This is a genomic window from Reinekea sp., from assembly GCF_046710285.1.
Lineage (GTDB): Bacteria > Pseudomonadota > Gammaproteobacteria > Pseudomonadales > Natronospirillaceae > Reinekea.
In genome coordinates this window covers 84828-102547 of the sequence record NZ_JBKEGY010000014.1, presented here as the reverse complement: position 1 = coordinate 102547, position 17720 = coordinate 84828, and the positions used below count along the sequence as shown (strand labels likewise).

The 17720-nt window shown below is 41.0% G+C and carries 15 protein-coding genes and 3 tRNA genes; 14 read left to right on the top strand and 4 right to left on the bottom strand.

Features of this window, described 5'->3' with window-relative positions:
* The 13 genes from ACI882_RS11350 to ACI882_RS11290 all read left to right on the top strand — a co-directional run.
* On the top strand, window positions 1-1067 hold a 1067-nt coding region (locus ACI882_RS11350), incomplete at its 5' end, for a serine/threonine protein kinase (protein ID WP_411748493.1).
* Window positions 1068-1167: 100 nt separating this feature from the next.
* Window positions 1168-2562, top strand: a complete 1395-nt coding sequence (locus tag ACI882_RS11345; protein ID WP_411745264.1) for a PhoH family protein — start codon at window positions 1168-1170, stop codon at window positions 2560-2562.
* A 79-nt stretch (window positions 2563-2641) separates the two neighbouring features.
* Window positions 2642-3286: a UvrY/SirA/GacA family response regulator transcription factor gene (gene uvrY / locus ACI882_RS11340; RefSeq protein ID WP_411745263.1), complete on the top strand. Its 645-nt coding sequence runs from the start codon at window positions 2642-2644 to the stop codon at window positions 3284-3286.
* An 11-nt stretch (window positions 3287-3297) separates the two neighbouring features.
* Complete coding sequence (gene uvrC, locus ACI882_RS11335) at window positions 3298-5145, top strand: excinuclease ABC subunit UvrC (RefSeq protein WP_411745262.1); 1848 nt, start codon at window positions 3298-3300, stop codon at window positions 5143-5145.
* 62 nt (window positions 5146-5207) lie between these two features.
* The gene (gene pgsA / locus ACI882_RS11330) at window positions 5208-5759 is read left to right on the top strand and encodes a CDP-diacylglycerol--glycerol-3-phosphate 3-phosphatidyltransferase (RefSeq protein WP_411745261.1); all 552 of its coding nucleotides are present in this window, start codon (window positions 5208-5210) and stop codon (window positions 5757-5759) included.
* Between the two features lie 183 nt (window positions 5760-5942).
* Window positions 5943-6017: transfer RNA gene (locus ACI882_RS11325), tRNA-Gly, on the top strand.
* An 80-nt stretch (window positions 6018-6097) separates the two neighbouring features.
* Window positions 6098-6171: transfer RNA gene (locus ACI882_RS11320), tRNA-Cys, on the top strand.
* A gap of 67 nt (window positions 6172-6238) precedes the next feature.
* Window positions 6239-6325, top strand: a tRNA-Leu gene (locus ACI882_RS11315).
* Window positions 6326-6687: 362 nt separating this feature from the next.
* Window positions 6688-7824, top strand: a complete 1137-nt coding sequence (locus tag ACI882_RS11310) for a DUF262 domain-containing protein (RefSeq protein WP_411748494.1) — start codon at window positions 6688-6690, stop codon at window positions 7822-7824.
* An 8-nt stretch (window positions 7825-7832) separates the two neighbouring features.
* On the top strand, window positions 7833-8960 hold the full coding sequence (locus tag ACI882_RS11305; RefSeq protein WP_411748492.1) for an AAA family ATPase: 1128 nt from the start codon (window positions 7833-7835) through the stop codon (window positions 8958-8960).
* Window positions 8961-9908 carry a hypothetical protein gene (locus ACI882_RS11300; RefSeq protein ID WP_411748491.1) on the top strand — a complete coding sequence of 316 codons (948 nt, stop codon included), beginning with the start codon at window positions 8961-8963 and terminating at the stop codon, window positions 9906-9908.
* A 245-nt stretch (window positions 9909-10153) separates the two neighbouring features.
* Window positions 10154-11014, top strand: coding sequence for a GIY-YIG nuclease family protein (locus ACI882_RS11295; RefSeq protein WP_411748490.1), 861 nt, complete (start codon window positions 10154-10156; stop codon window positions 11012-11014).
* A gap of 75 nt (window positions 11015-11089) precedes the next feature.
* The gene (locus ACI882_RS11290; RefSeq protein ID WP_411748489.1) at window positions 11090-11875 is read left to right on the top strand and encodes an NERD domain-containing protein; all 786 of its coding nucleotides are present in this window, start codon (window positions 11090-11092) and stop codon (window positions 11873-11875) included.
* A 646-nt stretch (window positions 11876-12521) separates the two neighbouring features.
* Here the strand turns inward: ACI882_RS11290 and ACI882_RS11285 are convergent.
* Window positions 12522-14276, bottom strand: coding sequence for a hypothetical protein (locus ACI882_RS11285; RefSeq protein WP_411748488.1), 1755 nt, complete (start codon window positions 14274-14276; stop codon window positions 12522-12524).
* Window positions 14277-14511: 235 nt separating this feature from the next.
* The gene (locus ACI882_RS11280) at window positions 14512-14715 is read right to left on the bottom strand and encodes a helix-turn-helix transcriptional regulator (RefSeq protein WP_411748487.1); all 204 of its coding nucleotides are present in this window, start codon (window positions 14713-14715) and stop codon (window positions 14512-14514) included.
* 146 nt (window positions 14716-14861) lie between these two features.
* Between ACI882_RS11280 and ACI882_RS11275 the strand changes: the two genes are divergently transcribed.
* Window positions 14862-15653 (top strand): hypothetical protein, encoded by a 792-nt coding sequence (locus ACI882_RS11275; protein ID WP_411748486.1) that lies wholly within the window; start codon window positions 14862-14864, stop codon window positions 15651-15653.
* Window positions 15654-15655: 2 nt separating this feature from the next.
* Here ACI882_RS11275 and ACI882_RS11270 read toward each other — a convergent pair whose 3' ends face one another.
* Both ACI882_RS11270 and ACI882_RS11265 read right to left on the bottom strand, forming a co-directional pair.
* Window positions 15656-16363 carry a hypothetical protein gene (locus ACI882_RS11270; protein WP_411746882.1) on the bottom strand — a complete coding sequence of 236 codons (708 nt, stop codon included), beginning with the start codon at window positions 16361-16363 and terminating at the stop codon, window positions 15656-15658.
* Window positions 16347-17549, bottom strand: coding sequence for a tyrosine-type recombinase/integrase (locus tag ACI882_RS11265; RefSeq protein ID WP_411746881.1), 1203 nt, complete (start codon window positions 17547-17549; stop codon window positions 16347-16349). Before ACI882_RS11265 ends, ACI882_RS11270 begins: the two co-directional genes overlap by 17 nt.
* Window positions 17550-17720: the final 171 nt, after the last annotated feature.

Genomic DNA, 17720 nt, shown 5'->3' with positions numbered 1-17720 from the left:
TCTTGCTGGAGCAAAAAACAACCTTAGCCTATGCGCCGTTATGGCTAGATGTCGCTAATGGCTATCAACGAAATCGTCAGTTAGATAAAGCTCAATTGTGTTACCAAGAATTACTGGATTTTGACCCCAACTGCTCAGAAGCTAAAAAAGGTCTAAAACAGCTTAATGATGTTATAGATGGCTCTAAAACCATGGTCATTGGACAAACGCGTAGTGAGCTACCCGTAGGGCACATTAATAACTTATCTCTTGGTCGCTATAACATTACCCGAGAAATAGGCCGCGGTGCCATGGGTATTGTTTACGAAGCTATTGATCCAAAAATTAATCGCAATGTCGCATTAAAAGTAGTTCATTTAAAGAGCTTAGGCTTTGATGAAATGGACTCAGTCAAACAACGGTTTTTCCGTGAGGCCCAAGCCGCAGGTAAGTTAAATCACCCTAATATTGTGACTGTATATGATGTTGGCGAAGAGCATGACGTCGCCTACATCGCCATGGATTTATTGGTCGGCGAACCACTTTCTACTCACATTAATCAATCGCCCAGTATCGACATTACGCAAAATGTTCATTGGATCGCACAAGCTGCAGATGCATTAAGCTATGCGCATGACCACGAAGTCATACATCGAGACGTTAAACCAGCGAATATGATAATTGATAGTAAAACCATGCAATTAAAATTAACCGATTTTGGTGTTGCCCGAATAGCGGGCGCGCAACAAACTCAAACGGGAATAGTTTTAGGCAGTCCTTCATATATGTCGCCCGAACAAATTCGTGGTGATAAATTAACCGGCCAAACCGACGTATTTAGCTTAGGGGTAACGCTTTATCAAGCACTTACACAGCAGCTACCCTTTGCAGGTGATACCTTGCCAACGTTGGCCTACGCCATTACCCAAGGGAAGCAAGCAAGTCCACGATCTATAAATAAAGATGTGCCGGTTTCTTTAGTGCGAATTGTTAATAAGGCATTAAATAAAGACTTGGTTGATCGGTATCAAAATGCGGCTGAATTTTCTCAAGCATTGAAAAAATGGCTGGCCGATCAGGCGAAATAGGGCTACGTTAAGTGTATATAACTGTTACTTTTTTAAAGGGAATTTAAACTAACAATCAGCGAACTAAATTAGTCGACAATTGAGTCTAAGGTTGCAATCAATGACACAAGATTACGATTCAGATTTACGCGTATATGTATTAGACACCAACGTCGTGATACATGATCCAAGTGCGATATTTAAGTTCGAAGAGCATCGGGTGAAAATACCGATGGTGGTTTTGGAAGAACTCGACAAACTAAAGGTTGGCCCAACCTCTGTAGCCGCCGATGCTCGCCAAGCCGTGCGCACACTAGATGGTGTGCTTGGTCAGGCGTCAGTACAAGAAGTGATGGCGGGAGTCGCGATAGAGCGCCCAGATGGCTCTACGTTAGGCAGCATATCAATTCTAATGCCGCGTCAAACGACCGTTGAGCACAGCTTGTCGGAACATTCTAACGATAATAAAATAATCAACGACTTACTCGAATTGCAAAAAACCACCTTAGACGCAGAAGTCGTCTTGGTCACCAAAGATATCAACATGCGCCTCAAGGCGCGTGGTTGTGGTTTGCAATCTGAAGACTACCACAATGATCAACTCATCACTGATCTTCAATCGCTTACCAAAGGCTACCACCATGTTGACGGCAGTTTTTGGGAAAAAGCTGAAGCCATCGCAGCGCAAAATCCAAGTGGCGATAAATATCATGTTATGAGCAGAGATGTACTGCAACAGGTCGTTGATGGGCAAGTTTTTTTAAATCAGTTTATTTATGACGATAACGACTTTGTCTGTAGAACTTATCAAGATGACGGTGAAAATATAGCCATAGAGTTACTTAATCATGGCAGTATGATGCGCCAAAAAGCATGGGGACTAGTGCCACGTGATATTCATCAAGCGATGGCTATGCACTTATTGCTCGACCCCAATGTTGACCTAGTCTGTTTAAACGGCGCAGCAGGCAGTGGTAAAACTATCTTAGCCTTAGCTTGCGCCTTAGAACTCACCGTTGAAAAGAATAACTACAAGCGTATCCTGGCTACGCGCAGCACCCGAGGGCTCGACGAAGATATCGGCTTCTTACCCGGTACCGAAGCAGAAAAAATGCAGCCTTGGCTAGGTGCGTTTACCGATAACCTTGAAGTATTGCATGCTGAAGACTTTGACCCAGCTAGCAGTGAAGACTACATAGGCGCCAAAGCACCGATACAGTTTAAAAGTTTGAATTTCGTCCGTGGACGTAGTTTTCAGCATACCTTTTTGATCGTCGACGAAGCACAAAACTTAACACCCCATCAGGTGAAAACCATTGTAACTCGCGCAGGTGAGGGTACTAAAGTTATTTGTTTGGGTAACCTGGCACAAATAGACACACCTTATTTAGGGCCGACCAGTAGCGGTTTAACCTATATGAGTGAGCGCTTTAAAGGGTTTGCGCATGCTGGCTCAATAACCCTGCAAGGTGTCGCTCGAAGCCGCTTAGCTGCTTATGCTGAAACACACCTATAAAGTGTAGGGTGGCGAAATTGCTTTAAACAGAGCCCAAGCCAACGTATTATGGCTTGGGTTCCTTGAGGAGATGCATGAATTGGTAGAAATCATTGTTGTAGATGATCACGACCTAGTCCGATTAGGCTTAGTTAAACTCCTGTCTGATGTAGAAGGTTTACGCGTGGTCGGCGAGGGCAGCAGCGGCGAAGAAGCCATTGCACTAGCCAAAAAGCATGAACCGGATGTTATTTTGATGGATGTTCGGATGCCCGGTGTTGATGGCATAGAAGCGACCCGTAAAATAGTACGCATATTGCCCGATATTAAAGTGATCGCCGTTACCGCCTGTGATGATGATCCATTCCCGTCAAGGCTATTGCAGGCAGGAGCTTCTGGATACCTAACTAAAGGTGCTTCTGCAGAAGAAATGGTCAAAGCGATTAAAACGGTCATGGCCGGTCAAAAATACTTAACCGCAGCGATAGCGCAAAAACTAGCGCTTAACAGTTTAGGTGCTTCAGACAACCCGTTTAACGAATTGTCAGACCGTGAAATGCAAATAGCGACATTAATATGCTCTTGCAAAAAAGTTCAAGAAATTTCCGATAAACTTTGTTTAAGCCCGAAAACGGTGAATACTTATCGTTATCGAGTTTTTGAAAAACTAGGCTTATCGAGCGATGTAGAGCTCACCCATTTGGCCATTCGTCATGGACTACTAGAACCTCAAGAAATGGTGTAAACGCATCAACTATGTCTGAAACAACCCCTGAAGCTAAGGACAGCGGCTTCGACGCAAAATCTTTTCTTCGCAACCTCACTGTACGCCCAGGCGTGTATAGAATGTTCGATGCCGACAAAAATCTACTCTATGTCGGGAAAGCCAAAAACCTAAAAAACCGAGTGTCGAGTTATTTCCGTTCACGTGGGCTCACCAACAAAACAGTTGCGCTTGTTTCACATATTGATTCGATTGAAATTACCGTAACGCACAGCGAGACTGAAGCTCTGCTGTTAGAACAAACACTGATTAAAAAACACCGTCCGCCTTATAATATTTTGTTGATGGATGACAAGTCCTACCCCTATTTAAAGCTGTCCACGTCGCATGAATCGCCAGGCTTATATATTCATCGTGGTTCAAAAGGTGATAAAGATGAGTTTTTTGGTCCGTTTCCTAGTGCGCACGCGGTAAGAGAGAGTCTTTTACTGCTACAAAAGGCATTTCGTATTCGACAGTGCGAAGACAGTGTATTTAGCAATCGCCAAAAACCTTGTTTGCAATACCAAATTAAGCGCTGCAAAGCACCCTGTGTAGGGTTGGTCGACGCAGAAGAATATCAAGAAGACCTGAATAAAACCCGAGCCTTTTTACAGGGCAAAAGCCAAGAGCTAGTGAAATCTATCGAAGCCGACATGGACGCCGCCGCCGAAAAATATGAATACGAGCGAGCCGCTGACCTACGCGATCAGCTTCTGTTTTTACGGAAAGTACAAGAGCAGCAGTTTGTATCTGGTGGCAAAGGCAATGTTGATGTATTTGCTGTGGTCAAAGAAGCATCAGGTGTTTGTATTCATTTCTTAATGGTGCGTGATGGCCGAATGATTGGCAGCCGCAGCTTCTTTCCAAAGCCCGGTATTGAAGAAGACGAAAGCTTGATTATGACTGGCTTTTTAGCTCAGTATTATTTAGCCCGAGCCAATACCGATTGCCCAACACAAATATTTTCTAACGTGCCCATTCACGAAGTAGGCTGGTTAGAACGGGCGCTTAAAGAGCAATTCAACCACAATGTCTCTATTAGCCATGCCGTGCGTTCGACCAACGCCAAATGGTTAGAGTTGGCTAAAACCAACGCCACCGAGCAGCTTAGCTTGCGAATGTCTCACGGTAAGCAAGTGACTCAGCGCCTAGAAGCCCTGCAAGAAGCCCTAGAGCTAGAACAAATTCCAGAGCGCATAGAGTGTTTCGATATCTCACACTCCAGTGGTGAGGCGACCACGGCCTCCTGTGTGGTTTATGATAGGGACGGCCCCAACAAGAGTATGTATCGTAAGTTTAATATTGAAGGGGTCACCCCAGGGGATGATTACGCCGCAATGCAGCAGGCCATTCACCGGCGTTATTCAAGATTGCAAAAAGAAGACACAAAATTGCCCGATTTACTCATTGTAGATGGCGGGAAAGGCCAAATGAGTATGGCGCGAGAAGTGATGATAGAGCTTGGAGTCGCCATCCCATTATTGGGCGTAGCCAAAGGTGAAACTCGCAAACCAGGGCTAGAAACGTTGTTTTTTGAAACGCCAGATCAAACCATCACCTTACCGAACCACTCGCAAGCATTGCATCTTATTCAACATATACGCGATGAGGCGCACCGTTTTGCCATTACTGGACATAGAGCGCGCCGCGGCAAGCAAAGACTGGGCTCGGTACTCGATGACATTCCAAAGATCGGTAGTACCCGAAGAAGGGCGCTTATTCGCCACTTTGGCAGTGCACAGGCCGTTAAGTCAGCCAGTGTTGACGAAATAGCGAAAGTACAGGGGATTTCAACCGCCTTAGCACAAGAGATTTATACTTTTTTACACACTAATTGAGCCAAATGCCCCATTTGTGATGAAAGTCGTTATAATGCCCGCATTAAAATTCAAGGATAGTTATGAATATTCCAAATTTATTAACAATGTTCCGGCTAATACTCATACCGGTCATTGTTGTTGTTTATTACTTGCCTTTTCAATGGGTCTACTTGGTAACATCAATTCTCTTTATTGTGGCAGCCGTAACCGATTGGTTCGATGGCTATTTGGCCAGAAAGCTAGGGCAAATGACGCCCTTTGGTGCCTTTTTAGACCCAGTGGCAGATAAGCTCATCGTGGCCGCCGCCTTAGTCGTATTGGTTGAAGCCCACGCCAGCCCATTTATGACAATACCCGCGGTTATTATTATTGGTCGTGAAATTGTTATCTCAGCTTTACGTGAATGGATGGCAGAAGCAGGTAAACGTGCAAGCGTTGCCGTCAATATGCTCGGTAAGCTAAAAACCACCATGCAAATGGTGTCAATTATCGTCTTGCTGGCCCAAGCACCAGGCACTGAAAACTTTGTATCGAATGTTGGCTTAGTTGCCTTACAAGTTGCTGCCGCATTAACCTTGTGGTCGATGATTGTGTATCTAAGAGCCGCTTGGTCCGATTTAAAGCCGCAGTAAGATCACTTAAACTTTTAGCCCAATTTATTAAAATAGGCTAAATATTGGTGAGATTGATTATTTTTTGACTGATTTTTACAAAAAAGACCTTAAAAATCATAAAGTTATAAAATAATGTTTGACAACAAGTTGGGGATGTTTAAAATGCGTCCCCGTTGAAAGGCATACAGCCAACAACGATTAGCGGGAATAGCTCAGTGGTAGAGCACAACCTTGCCAAGGTTGGGGTCGGGAGTTCGAGCCTCCTTTCCCGCTCCAAATTTTAAGAAATGAGTGGTTGCGCACTTATTTAGCACGACAAGAAACATCAGCGGCAAGCTGTTAAAACTATGCAATTAGGCGCGGTGGCAGAGGGGTCATGCAGCGGACTGCAACTCCGTGTACGCCGGTTCAATTCCGACCCGCGCCTCCACTACTTACTCAGTGGCTAATTAGAGTAGATGTACAGCAGTAAAGGACGGAGACGTCCGAGTCTTTTAGCGGGTGTGGTGGAATCGGTAGACACACAAGACTTAAAATCTTGCGACTTAACGGTCGTGCCGGTTCAAGTCCGGCCACCCGCACCATTTCTAACCCCTTGTTTTATAACGTTTTATTCTGAAATCATTTGATTCTCAGGATTTTTTTGCGTTGCGTCGAAAAGCCATAGTAGGCATATAGTAGGCAGGCTGTGAAAAATATTAGGTATTAAAAATATTTGTAATTTGTAGGGACACCTTCGACAAATTACCACATGCCACTTAATAGACTCACAAGCCCACTTTGCGTCTATCTAGTACTATCAAACCTTCTGCATGCGATGGTTATACTCCTATTTAAGCTTATCGATTATATATTAGAGTGCTGATCCGTAATTAAGATAAACAAATATGGAAGAGTAGGGCAATTTAGCTATATCATTGGGTTAACTTTAAAGGCAGGCTGCGTGATGACACACATTTCTTCCCATATTCTGGAAATTGGAGATGATGGCTTTGAGCTAGAATCTGACAATGAGGAAAGTCATGAATTTACTCAGGAAAAACCTTTTGATCCTAGGAAAGTAGATGTAAGCATTAATACTCCAAACATGGGAGCATTGATAAAGAGGCTTGAACATGGCGAAATAGATCTTTTTCCTGACTTTCAAAGATCTAAAGATTTATGGAGTAAGCAGGCACAAAGTAGACTGATTGAATCACTGCTCATACGGCTACCGATTCCAGCATTTTATTTCGATGCTATATCTGATGAGAAGTGGCAGGTTGTTGATGGTCTTCAGCGCCTCACGGCGATTAAAAATTTCGTTATCGAGAAGAAGCTTCCTCTTACAAAACTTGAGTTTTTGAAGGAATATGAGGGATGCTACTATGACGATCTACCTCGTCCACTTACGCGGCGCATAGATGAGTTTCAAACTTCCGTATACCTCATAAAACCAGGTACTCCTCTTTTACTTAAATACTCTCTCTTTAATCGAATTAATACAGGTGGACTAAAGCTTAAACCTCAAGAAATGAGACACGCATTGAGTCAGTCTGTAAATAAAGGGGCTGCAAGTAAGTTTTTAAGTGGAATTGTGAATACCGAGATATTTTCACAGGTAGTAGGCAACAAGAACAATCGAATGTCCCATGAAGAGCTAGCTCTACGGCATATGGCTTTTAAAATATATGGTCCAAATGAGTATAAATCTTCACTCCCTAATTTTCTCGACTTGACGATGAATAAACTAGGAAAAATTACCGAAGACGAACGTAATTTTTATAAAACTGAGCTCTTAAAGTCTCTAGAGCTTGCGTTGCATCTATTTGGTGATCACGCATTCAAAAAATCTCTGATCGAGCCAGATCATAAAAAGGTAGTCAATAAGCCTTTGTTTGATTGTATTTCTGTAGTTTTTTCGAATATAAGGGATGATCATATTGATACTCTATATGAAAATACAGAGTCATTTGTTTCAGATTTTAGAGAATTATTGTTGGATCAAAATTTTAACGATTCAATTAGCCGTTCAACTTCTAATACGGACAGAGTATTACTTAGGTTTAAAGAGTTTCAAAAAATCGTTGATTGGTACCTATAAGGATTTATATGATTGAGTTTATTTTATTAAGGAATTTTAAATCGATAGGATATGCTGAATTTAATGTAGAACCATTAACACTATTTAGCGGTCTAAATGGAGTGGGGAAATCCTCAGTTCTTCAATCCCTACTTCTTTTGCGCCAATCAAAAGAAAAGCATATTTTAGAAGCTGAAGGCCTTTCACTTACTGGTGAATATTCAAATTTAGGTGTAGGTCGTGATGTTTTGTATAGTAATAGTGAACTGGACGAAATCGAAATAAATGTGGAGTGGGAGGAATCTAGGTTTGAGGGTATATTTGAATATCGTGAACGTTCAGATTTATTGCCTAAGAAATCGATAGTATTTGGAGATCAATTAGATTCTAAAAATGTTTATTTAGAGTCGTTGTTCACCGAATCATTTCAATATCTATCTGCTGACAGAATATCCCCTAAAAGTTCTTATGAAGTATCTGATTTTGCAGTAAATCAGAGGCGTTCCCTTGGAAAAAGTGGAGAGTATACCGCGCATTTCCTTGCTGAACATGGTGATATTTTAATTGAAGTTACGAGCTTGGTTCATCCAGAATCTAAGAGCAAGAGCTTAATAGATAATGTAAATGCTTGGATGTCGAATATTTCTCCTGGGGCTCGTGTTGTTGCAAAGTTAATTCCCGAAATAAACCAAGCCAGTCTTCATTACCAGTTTGAAGAAGACAATGGGTTAACCCCTCAAATTCGACCCCAGAATACTGGTTTCGGACTCACTTATGTCCTTCCGGTTCTGACTGCCATATTGAGCTCAAAAGTAGGTGACCTGATTATTGTGGAAAACCCAGAGTCTCACCTACATCCAGCGGGACAAGCTGCATTAGCAAACCTTGTTGCCCTTGCTTCCAGTGCTGGAGTACAAATAATTGTCGAAACTCACAGTGATCATTTCCTAAATGGAGTCAGAATTGCTGTCAGGAAGCAGCATATAAAACCTGAAGATGTTTGTGTTTATTTTTTAGGACGACCAAAATCCAGAGACTCAGGAGTTAATATTCAGGAAATCAGAATTGATAAGTTAGGGAGAATTGATCATTGGCCTGATTTCTTTTTTGATCAGTGGGAAAAAAGTTTAGATAGTCTACTTGATGGCGATTTATAAGTGGGGCATGCATTTATTTTAAATGAGGCATCATTACCATTTAACACTGTAACTGACTGCCATAAATTACTACCAGTATTTTTTAGAATGATTTCAAAAATACACAAAACGAATAATGCGTTCTATTCATCTGAAGATGAAAAATGGAGTGAGTTAGAGTTTTCTCTTGGTTTTTCCTTGGGCGAATGGCTTGCACATATGGAGAATAACGAACTTCGACAGGTAGTAAAAGCTGTACTTAGAGACTGTAAATGCCCAAGTATTTTGTCTGTGGACAAAAATCTAGCAGCTATTGAATCTGAATCCATATATTGTTTAGGTGAGAATCAAGATATAGAGACAAAGGGGTTAGGGTTAGCAGCAGAATCAGGCTCTGTTGGTGTAAGTTTTTCTAGTAGTGAAATGTGGAAGAAAGACACAATTCTAGTAACCAAGGTTAGCGAAAGTGATTTAACAATAGAAGCGAGGAATGTTTTTGATTTAGTTGGTTTAGGTCATGTGATTTCTGAATTCTCTAGCTCCAAAAGGTCTGAAATTGACTTTCTTTCTAAACTAAACGTTTCCGGGAATGTTGATTTTCCTCGATTGGTATTTTGTGAATCAGTTCTAAGGGACTTTCAGAATTATATAAATACTCCATCGGAATCCTCTCAAGTATTAAATGTGCTGTCGAAACTTGATTCTGCAATTGAACATGCTAATTCTAATATCGATCTCATTTCAACTGCCGGTCTGACTATTTCCGGTGAAAGCACAATGACTATGACGAAAAAAAAGTTTGCGCGTAAAAGGGAGTTCTTACATCCTGAATCAGGTCTTGAGGTTTTTGAGTTACATGTTAAAAATTTTGAAAACTATAAGAGAATGCATATATTACCAAATTATAGTACACACACTATTTGTATCGGGTATTTTGGCCGGCACCTTCCAACTTATAGCGAATCCTAAATGGTGATTGTTTTTCCGTACTTTTTTCCAGTATTCCTAGATTTTTAATTTTTTCAGAAAATTAATTGACCTAAAAGGGTATTCTAAAGGTGATGGAAAACAACCGACTTAAATATGGTAAAAAATTACGACCTCTAATATTCATAAATAGCAAACAAGTTATTTACAAGGGAGAAAGCATTAAAACTTCTAATAATTAGCGATTCGTAGTTTCATTCGCTGCTAAATATATACGAGGATTAAGTGTGGGTAAAAAAATCACAATTTATATGGTTGATGGAGTACCTGAAGGCGCTAAAACCTATGAGATTGGAAATTGGTCTGGTAAAGCGATTTCATGTCCGCGCTCTAATGCTAAAACGATACTTCTTCGAGAAGAATTTGAAAACGCTGGTATTTATATACTTCGTTCTACAGCGGGGTCTTCAGATTATGACGATGCAATCTATATAGGTGAGGCTGAATCATTGGGAGTAAGGATCAAACAGCATTTATCAGGCGAAAAAGATTTTGATTCTTTTATCTGCTTTTTCTCGAAAGACGATATGCTTACAAAGGCACACATAAAGTACCTTGAATCGAGACTCGTAACGATTGCAAAAGAAGCAAAAAGCTCTGAAGTTTTAAACTCAAATCAACCAACACTTTCAAAGTTGTCTGAAGCAGATATTTCGGATATGGAGTATTTTATCGATCAGATTACATTAGTTCTTCCCGTCGCAGGGGTTAGGTCACTAATAAGCTCTGTGGCAAGCCAGGAAACTAAATCGAAATCAGAAGCTGGAACGTTATATAGTTTAAAGAGCAACAGGCTGGAAGCAACTATGGTTGAAGTTTCCGAGGGCTATTTAGTTCGGTCTGGCAGCCAATTTTCTCTCGAGGAAACTGACTCAATCGCAGAAGGTTGGAAAAAACTTAGAGCGAAGTTGATGGACGAAGGGTTAGTTGATACAACAGGAGAGATTGGTGTATTTCTAGAGGATGTTCTTTTTTCTTCTCCTAGTGCGGCTTCGTCAACAATATTAGGCGCTCAATCTCCCGGGCCAATTAGATGGCTTGATGAGCATGGAAAAACATTCAAAGACAATCAAGAAAACGGTATGTAATAAGTCAAATATTGCTGTCGATGCAAAGCGCCTGAAGTATTTTAAAACAATTAGTGAAAAAGGTAACATTAGGTTATGGATTACTCACCAATAATTGACCAATTTATTGGCTCACTATGGTATTTACTGCCGATTTTTGTATTGGCTGGAATATTGAAAAGCTCTTGGTTTAAAGGTGTTGTAGGTGAATTTAAAGTCAATCTATTACTAAAGCTATTCCTTTCAAAAGAAAAATATCATCTGATAAAAAATGCAACTATTCCAACGGCGGATGGTACCACGCAAATTGACCATATAGTTGTATCAACGTATGGAATTTTTGTCGTTGAAACAAAGAACATGAAAGGTTGGATATTCGGCTCACAAAATCAAAAGCAATGGACACAAAAAATATTTAAGCGGTCTTACAAGTTTCAAAACCCATTGCACCAAAACTACAAACATACTAAAACCTTAGAGGATTGTTTAGGTATAGATCCGGAGTCTATATTTTCTGTAATTGTTTTTATTGGTGATAGTACTTTTAAAACCAAAGTACCTAAAAATGTAACTTATGCAGGGGGTTGTATACGGTACATTAAGTCTCTAAAGGATGAGCGGCTTTCTCATCAAGAAGTTCTAGAGGTAATAGAAAAAATTGAATCGGGTAGACTTCAACGGGGTTTAAAAACAAATATTAGGCATACCGCTCATGTTAAAGCTATTGTAGAAGCAAAGGAGAGTGATTTGAGTGAGAGTTTATGCCCTAAATGCGGCTCAGAAATGTTACTAAAAGTTGCTAAAAAAGGTTCTAATGCAGGGGATCAGTTTTGGGGTTGTTCCACTTTCCCTAAATGCCGGGCAATTGTAAAAGTTAACTAACCAAGAACCGTACTTATCATATTTATATATGGTCAAAATTAATTTGGAAACACAGAATTCACTGTATTTCTTATTAGTTTTTACACATATTGCCATTATTTCAAGGGTGGCGAAGAGATAGCCACCTTTGATGCAGTCGATAACCTAGTCGCGGTTCCCATGCAATTTTATTCATTTCATTATAGCCCCAGTAATCAATAATAAGGTTCCAATAAATCCAGTGACAATTATCAACCCCGACCTAATAGGTCGAGACCCTGACCGTATTGGGGTTTCATTTTGGGGTGCTGACTTGCTTGAACCTCTTGAATTCACTGAGGTTTTTGGGGTATTTAGGGTTTCTTGAGGTTTGGGCTCGTTTATTAATGGTTTAGCAGGGCCATTATCCAGTTCAAAACTATCTCTAAAGTCAGTCTGGTTTCGTATATCTGCCTGAGACTGAGGGTCTGCTTTTTGAATGCACTTAAATCGAGTCTCAGTGCAGCTTATGCAACGGGTATACAAATAACCTTTACGTGGTCCTTTTGCTGTTTCGTGAACAGTTCGTAATCCACCGCAGAAGACACAGTGCATTGTTCCAATTACACCTCTGTTTACTTTTGCCATAATCTTTCTTCCTATTTCAATTAAAAATTTTCACCAGTTTCTAGCTGCTGGCAAGTGCTTCAGCATAAGCTGATTGTTTTGTTTCGCTTTTCAGAATGGATTTGATTCCGCCGATATTCATATCAAACAGATTATTAGGGCGATTTCTTACCCGTTTATGGTAAGCCCGCTCTTGTTTAAGGTTTTTGTAGTAAGCGGTCTCGGGAGCATCTTCGCATTGCCAGCCGCGTCGTTTCCCAAAGGTAACAGGGAGCCAAAAGGCTTTCAGTTCACCATCATTATGTAATCTCATAGGCGCAACGTTTTTGTCATATGGACGCGCAGACCAATTTAGAAAGGTACCTAAATTGTGTTCACCTTTAATAATTAAGCTGTACTTTGTTGCTCGTGCTGGTAGCTCTTTTATGAATGAGCGACATTTAGTCAGCGCATTACCAATTGCTTTCTTTCTGCCGGTAGGAATAACATTACCGTTCTTTTCTGCTTTACGTATCGCTGCCAATTTGTTGCTGAATACCGCTCGCTTTTGAAAAACGTAGCCATATTTGAATTGCATAAATCGATAAACGTCACGGATTAGACCGCCCATTTCGCCAGCTTGGTGTTTACCTATACACTCCCAGCCATCAGCTCGACTTGGTTTGCTGATCCAATATCGATTTCCATGTACTTCTCCTTGATCTTCGGCTCCTTGGGCTTTGCTGAGGTAACCTGCTGCCTTTGCCAGATATGCACCGGCATGTTCAGCTTCTTTTATTTTCTCAAGGTGTGCAAAACCTTGACCCCATAAGCTTTCTACTCGTTTAGACCATGCATCAAAATGACGGAAAGCAACACGCCAACCCAAGAGCACATGAAGGTGTGGGTTGTCATCACCGTTTTCGTTTTTTGGAATTTCTACTACCCAACAATAGGGGAGGGGCATGTGTTGGTCATTGTCGTCTTTCCAGTTTTTTGGGGCTCCGTGGAAAGGTTCTACTTCGACCTTGATACCTTTATCGTTTACGTACTGAAAACCGCGTTTAAAAACTTGGTTAAGACCATCAAAGAAGCGCTTTACTTCTTTCTGAATAGTGACTTCTCCAGCGGCAACCCTTGCTCGCGCGTCATCTGAAAAGGTGAGGGTGAGGAATGTCGTATAGCCACCGTGTTGTGCCGCCATGAATTCACATGAATCTGAAATAGTACGAGCGCCACGCAATGAAAGCGTTTTAGTCACTCGGTCACCAGTGTTTTCTGGTGTTGGCATTGAAGATAGTTTGTCTGCTTGTGTTCTTATACGAAACTCATCCGACCACCAACGGTTCTCGATAATTGCATAGCGCCCAGCGCCCATATGATTTTCAGTTTGGGTGCATTGAAAGCTATCGTTAGTCTTAACTCTGTTTTGAATTTCGTATTCGGTTAGTGGCTCACCAATTGGTTCTTTCACAGATCCGAAATTAGAAGCATGGTTTTTGTAGAATTGTGCATCTGCTCGTTCTTGTTCCAGAAAAGCTTTTTCTAGTGGACTTGGTTTGCTCGCTTCGTATACCGCGCGAGCATTCTGCGCTTCAGTTAGCATTTTGGTTTGATTTTCAATACCACCAACCGAAACGAAGTGACGTTGAAAAATGGATTCTAATTTCTTTTGTTCTAGTTCCAGAGCGGCTAAATCTGGGGCTGGTAGCCGTGTCGCAGGTTTCGGCGCCTTGACTAGCCTATGGGCTTCCTCGGGGCTTTGCCCTCGTAAACCCGAAACCAAAAAAACCGGCTCTTGCCGGTTGTGGAAATCTTTTAGTTCTGAATTATTCATACTTTAAACCAAGGGATTATGAGGAAGTAATTGCAAAAAATAGATGTACGAGGTACTAGCCTCTAAACCCTGTACCCCTGAAGAAACCAAGGGTACGAAGAGCAAAATGATTGAACAGATTGTGTTTGTGACAGTAAACCCCAGCAATATCACGTACATAACCCCAACCCAAAAGGAATTAGATTTGGTGATAGGTTGGCTCAAAAGTTTTTGTTTTTGTCGCTTGGTACACATATCAAGCCCCCTTGTATTGAGAAGTTGATAAAAATACACGGCTTTCTATGTATGTTTCTAAATCTGCTATGCGGTATCGTATTGAACGGCTACCCAGTTTAACGAATGGTACTTTGGCGCCTGCCCAGCGATCTTTTTCGAGAAAGGCTGCACTAAGCCCAAGGTATTCGGCTGCTTGTTTGGTGGTTAGCAATTGTGTATTCATCTGTAACGTCCTCATAAATTTTCGATGGATAAACTTTGCCGTGTTATTCTAATAAAATCGTTACTTCTGCAGTGCTGAACTATTGCGTCTGCAGTGCAGAAGTAACTTTGTAGCTGACACTTTTTAAGCCATAGAGGGGGTTGGATTTGGCAAAACTAGAGATAGACCACGAGATTGAGGCTAGATACGGTCGTAATGTGTTGCGATTTCAAATGATGGAACGCAACCTAAAAACATATTTAGGGCGCTACTCACTATGCTTACATGGTAAAAGTATGGAAACTTTGGCCGTTTTTGATAAAGCAGGACAAATTCAAATGAGCACATTGGGTATGCTTGTTAATTCGTTTATTGATAGGTTTGAAAGTAAAGACGAACCCGCCGAGTTCTTTTTTACTATTTCGGTTGGTGATTCGTCTGAATTGCAAGAGAAACGACCCGCTTTAATAAGAGACATGAAAACGTTGGTGGACGAACGCAATGGGCTTGTTCATCACTTTATTCCTGAGTTAATAGAGCTATCAGGAAATACTAAATCGCTACTGAGCATGCTGGATGAGCAATTTACGCGAATCGATAAAGTAAATAGAGAATTGAGTGAATACATTGATATTGTAACTTCTAGCTGGAAGTCTTTTTTTCAAGACAAACGTATGCTCGATACATTTATTAAGTCGGCGCTATTTAATGAACCGCTCGTACATTTGGCTGAGCTCTCATTAGGAAGTATAGAGTTAGACAATTGGGTTCCTTTGAGTTTAGCTGGAAGAGCGCTTCGCCAGTTAAATTCTAAATTGCTCGATGAACTTATGATTGATCGTAACGTCAAAAATCTAAAAGATCTTCTGTTAACATACAGCGAATTTGAGTGCAAAGAGATGGCAAACCAAAGGGAAAAAGTAGAATGGTATTATCGCTATTCTCATGCTTCAAACTGAAATTAATTTTTATTTTGCAAATATTTCCTCAGTGCATTCAACAGAGTAGCCGGCGTACTGACTGGTAAACGGGGATGTTCGATACTTTTGAGTTTCATAAATTTGCCTGCTGCTTGATTTCGACTGGTAAACACTCCTTTATCTTCATTTTCAAGATACCATCGGATGAACTCTTCTTTAAATTCATTAGATGCTGCATTCTTTTGATTTGCTGCTGCCACTCTTTTGCTACGGAGTGACTTGGAATAAAGCGTGGTTATTTCATTGTTTTCATACCAAATGACTGTACATAAAAACATCATTGCCGTTTTATAATCTGTGTAGTCGCCCTGATTGGTTTGTAATGCATTGGCCTGACTTAAATACAGATACAGCAAAGCACCATACATTGTAACCAAATCAATCGGTAGTTGTGTCACCTTTGAAAGGTCGGTTTCTGTATTCTCAACTAAGTAAAAACCGGTTAATAGAGTTGGCATTAACAGATCTGGCTTATTTATAAAGTCCTGAATACCGAACTTTTCGGTTGGGTAGAATTGATCAAGTAAATATTTCACCAAGTCTTTTAAAAGGCAGTTCATTTCGCTTGGTCGATCAATCCAATCAATTAAGGCTTTTTGGCAGACTAGAGCCTCATTCCCTAGTTTTAATGAAGTGTGAATATCATCCGTAATTTGAGAAAATAATTTTGGGTTATAAAGTTGAGTCATGATGTATTACCGTTATTAGTGCTTGTTCAATTCGTTTCATTGGGATTCGTAATCTCCCAGCATCGTTAATAATGTACCCCTGCGTTACATCATTGGGATCTTTGTGATTCAACAGCTTTTTTAATGCATAAGCCGGTATATCTAGGCCTTCAGCGGTAGTGATAAAAGTACGGCGTAGATCGTGAAGTGAAAAGGGCACTCCACTTTTCTCACCAACTACTTTTACTGCGGTTCTAGGTTCCTTTATGTGGTCTTCTGGACGTTTGCCCCGAAATACCCAGTTTGTTGTAGATTGAGTTTGCCGCCTCAACAAAATTTCCTTAGTCATAGGGGTGATTGGTAAAACGTGCGGTAGCTTGTTTTTTGTATCGGGTATTAGAAACGTATCATCCTGAAAATCGACGTTGTCCCACGATAAGGTCGCGGCTTCCATTTTTCTAAGACCGGTAAACAATAAGAATTGAAGGTAATCGCGAGTAACTTCTGTATTCAGTTCTAAAGTGGCTTGCCACCAAGCCTTGATTTGATGGGGCTTAAGGATCGATTGTCTTCGGCCAACGTGATACCAAGCTTTCGAGCGAGAGAGTCGATCAATCGGGTTCTGGCTAATGATCGGGTTGCCGTTTGGATCTTCGTAAACCTCAATGGCATAGTTAAAAATGGCTCTAAGCGTGCGCATGACATTATTGGCTTGAGCGGGTGTTTTTTGACCGATTTCACGATGACGCTTTTCGATCATATCCTTCGTTATATCGATCATGCGTTTATTCATCCAATCTGAAATACTGCCTTTGAATAGAATCTCGTAAGTTTTGACCGTTCCTGGCTTAAGGTCTTTACGGGTATTTAGGAAATCGGCAAACACTTCTTTCAGTGTAATTTGTTTTAATTGCCGTTGACGCTTTTCTAGATTGGGTTCTGCACCCGTCGACATTTCACCCAAACGTCGAGTTGCTTCGCGACGGGCTTGTTCTGGGGTTAGTTGGCCATACTTGCCGATAGTCGAACGAATATTTCGACCATTGACGCGTTTTTCGACAAAAAAGGTTTTTGTGCCACCAGAACCCACTCGAAGCCCAAAGCCGAGTAGGGCTGAGTCCCGATAAAATGTCTGTGTAGCGCTACCGTCCGGCTTAGTTGATGGCGGAGATATCCGGTCTACAAAGGTTTTAGTCAGTTTATCCATAATTGCCTAGTTTTCCTCATAGTAGGCAGCCTGCCATTTTGTGATCGAATCGCCCTGAAAATATCTTTCGATTTCGTCGACCGGCTTATAGTAGGCATCCTTTATTAATTCAGGATTACATCGACGTACATTCTTTTGAGTCTAAATAAACCTGCTTAAGAGCGTTAAACT

What these genes read in the sequence shown, in the direction of transcription:
- uvrC (WP_411745262.1), top strand. Translation starts at nt 3,298, where the DNA reads ATGTCTGAAACAACCCCTGAAGCTAAGGACAGCGGCTTCGACGCAAAA.
- ACI882_RS11290 (WP_411748489.1), top strand. Translation starts at nt 11,090, where the DNA reads ATGGATTACTCACCAATAATTGACCAATTTATTGGCTCACTATGGTAT.
- ACI882_RS11270 (WP_411746882.1), bottom strand. Translation starts at nt 16,363, where the DNA reads ATGACTCAACTTTATAACCCAAAATTATTTTCTCAAATTACGGATGAT.
- ACI882_RS11280 (WP_411748487.1), bottom strand. Translation starts at nt 14,715, where the DNA reads ATGAATACACAATTGCTAACCACCAAACAAGCAGCCGAATACCTTGGG.
- ACI882_RS11345 (WP_411745264.1), top strand. Translation starts at nt 1,168, where the DNA reads ATGACACAAGATTACGATTCAGATTTACGCGTATATGTATTAGACACC.
- ACI882_RS11305 (WP_411748492.1), top strand. Translation starts at nt 7,833, where the DNA reads ATGATTGAGTTTATTTTATTAAGGAATTTTAAATCGATAGGATATGCT.
- ACI882_RS11285 (WP_411748488.1), bottom strand. Translation starts at nt 14,276, where the DNA reads ATGAATAATTCAGAACTAAAAGATTTCCACAACCGGCAAGAGCCGGTT.
- ACI882_RS11310 (WP_411748494.1), top strand. Translation starts at nt 6,688, where the DNA reads ATGACACACATTTCTTCCCATATTCTGGAAATTGGAGATGATGGCTTT.
- pgsA (WP_411745261.1), top strand. Translation starts at nt 5,208, where the DNA reads ATGAATATTCCAAATTTATTAACAATGTTCCGGCTAATACTCATACCG.
- ACI882_RS11265 (WP_411746881.1), bottom strand. Translation starts at nt 17,549, where the DNA reads ATGGATAAACTGACTAAAACCTTTGTAGACCGGATATCTCCGCCATCA.